This is a genomic window from Persicitalea sp. (assembly GCF_041751555.1).
Taxonomy (GTDB): domain Bacteria; phylum Bacteroidota; class Bacteroidia; order Cytophagales; family Spirosomataceae; genus Persicitalea.
The window spans coordinates 1-2,125 of record NZ_JBGSXF010000660.1 but is presented as its reverse complement, the minus strand read 5'-3'; the positions used below and the strand labels follow the sequence as shown (position 1 = coordinate 2,125).

Annotated in this window: 2 protein-coding genes; both read left to right on the top strand. The window is 53.5% G+C overall.

Going from position 1 to position 2,125, the window contains the following annotated elements:
• The first annotated feature begins 212 nt into the window (after positions 1-212).
• Entirely contained in the window at positions 213-551 is a 339-nt protein-coding gene (locus ACEW8P_RS23320) for a hypothetical protein (RefSeq protein WP_373515469.1), read from the top strand.
• Between the two features lie 20 nt (positions 552-571).
• Positions 572-2,074, top strand: a complete 1,503-nt coding sequence (locus ACEW8P_RS23315; RefSeq protein WP_373515468.1) for a hypothetical protein — start codon at positions 572-574, stop codon at positions 2,072-2,074.
• The last annotated feature ends 51 nt before the right edge of the window (positions 2,075-2,125 follow it).

Below are 2,125 nucleotides of genomic sequence, written 5' to 3'. Positions count from 1 at the left end.
AACCGATCAGTGAAAAGGTGTGAGGGACTAATTCCGAGCATAGTTCTGTTTGATAGGCCGCCCCGTAGTTCACCGCTCACTCCTTCGGATCTTCTGGTATTGTACTTTTTAAAGTTAATGATTATCTCACAAATCTAAGGGACTGCCCCGATTTCGACGGGGCCTACCAACTCGTCAACCTCGCCGCCCTGACCGCCTACCGCCGTGAAGACGTGGAAGCGGCTTGCCGGAAGTACCTGGCCCACGCTCTACAGCACGAGAGTCCCGATGGCGTCGGCTGGCTGCTGCAACGCCGCGACTACCAAACCGTCGGCTGGTTGCCGCGTCCGCACTGGATTTGGCAGGAGGGTGCCCACGACGCCATCGCCGAAATACGCGACGATGACCCTGACCGCGAGAAAATCATGCTGGGTTCGTGGTTTTACCCGCTGTCGATCGCGCTGGTGAGTCACTTGCTCGGCGATACGGGCTACGAGGGGCCGTACCATTATAATCCCGACTCGCTGCACGTTTGTAATGTATTCGATCAGTCGTTGAAGCAATCTTTATAATACATCCAGAATTCACACCTATGGAAAGCAACCGCAGGAATTTCTTGAAAACCCTTACTGTCGCTCCGCTTTTGGCCTCGCCAAATGGTGTGAAGGCGGAGGTATCGGTACGTGACCGTGGGCGTAGCGAACTTAAAAAGCTGGGCAACGTCACCATAAAAAAACCAAAGGACATCGCCGCTTCGCCCTTCGGCATTGGCTGCGAAACGTTGGATCGCCAACTATGGAAACCCAAGGAAGTGTATCCCTGGATGAACGACCTGCCCGTAAAGTGGGCGCGGCTTCAGACAGGTTGGAACCGCGTCGAGCGCGTCAAAAACCAATACGACTGGGGCTGGCTGGATGAAAGCGTCGATGGTCTAATCGAGCGGGGCATACAGCCCTTTTTCAACGTGGGCTACGGCAACAAAAACTATACGGAGGGCGAAACGGGGGCGCATCCGATGATAAGTAAAGAAGTACAACTGGCGTGGGCGCGGTTTGTGACAGCCTTAGCCAAGAGATACCGGGGGAAAGTAAAACACTACGAAATATGGAACGAACCCAACCTCAAAGGCTTCTGGCGACCGGGTGAGATCGACCCCGGGAGGTACGTCGATCTGGTCAGGCTGTCGGCCCCGTTGATACGCAAAAACTGTCCGGGTGCCGTCATCGTGGGGGGCGTGACTTCTCGCCTGCCCTACACTTTCATCCGGGATATGTTCGAGGCGGGGCTGGGCCAGCAAATCGATATTTTTTCCTTCCATCCTTATAGTACTATTCCCGAAACTTACACCGAAAGGATCGAAGCCCTGAGAAGATTGGTCAGGCAGTATAATCCGACCCTCAAAATCTGGCAGGGAGAGAACGGCTTCCCATCCGAACCCAAAAGTACCGGGTTCATCGGGGAAGGGCCTTACACCGAAAACATCCAGGCGAAGGTGATGCTGAGGCGATTGCTCACCGACTGTTCGCTGGACATTGCCATGACGCTCTGGTTTCTGATCGTGGATTTGCACGATTATCCCAAAGGTTCGGGAAACGTGAATTACAAGGGAATTTTAAAATCCAAACCCGAAATAAGTCCGAAAGTGGCTTTCAAAGCCCTGCAATATCTGGGCAGTCTGGTTCATGGCGAAGTACATACGCGTAATTCGATTATCCACCTGATGGACGGGGTCCAATCGGCGGGCGAAAAGGAATACGCCGCGCTGGGTAATGGTGCGGGGCAGCGCCTGGATGGCATGAGCGCTACCACACTGAACACCGCCAACGGCACCGTGCTGGCCTACTGGTCGAAGGACAAAGCGGCGGATACGTATTCCGACCGGAGCGTCCATCTGTTTCTGTGGGATTGGGAAGGTGCTGGTTTCCAAAATCCGGTTTTGGTCGATCCTTTGTCGGGAGAAATCTTCGAGCTCGCGGATCACGAAAAATTCTACGACAACGACAAGTACCGAATCAGTCAGGAAGCGCAACTTTTTAGAGAACTACCCCTCCGCGATTATCCTCTGCTGATCATGGAGAAAAAGGCCGTAGTCTAGTCGGGAGAGTGCCAGTTTTTTTTACATGGCAACCAAAAAAACGAACGAATG